Origin of the sequence: Sodalis-like endosymbiont of Proechinophthirus fluctus, assembly GCF_001602625.1 — a bacterium.
Classification (GTDB): domain Bacteria; phylum Pseudomonadota; class Gammaproteobacteria; order Enterobacterales; family Enterobacteriaceae.
The window spans coordinates 4,052-4,377 of sequence record NZ_LECR01000062.1; positions in this window are offsets into that span (position 1 = coordinate 4,052).

Below are 326 nucleotides of genomic sequence, written 5' to 3' on the forward strand. Positions count from 1 at the left end.
GTTATAACAATAGCCAGAGAAAAATGATGCGCGCGTTACCTGTTTCGCTGCTCCTTCTCTCGTTAACAGGATACTCCGAGCTACAACACACACCTTCCGCCATACAAATCGGTCCAAAAATAAGCTTAAAGACACGACCGCCGCCAAACATCGGCGCCCAGCGTTGCGGTATGCAGGCCATCACGGCTCAGCAGCGATAGCCTGACCTACTCTCCTTTTTACCCCAATCTCATCGGTACGTCGCCAGTGGAGACAGTGACGCCACTGGCCAGTGCTGGTAGACTGTATCACTTTCAATATTTTTGCTGCCTGCCAGCGACCCGCGG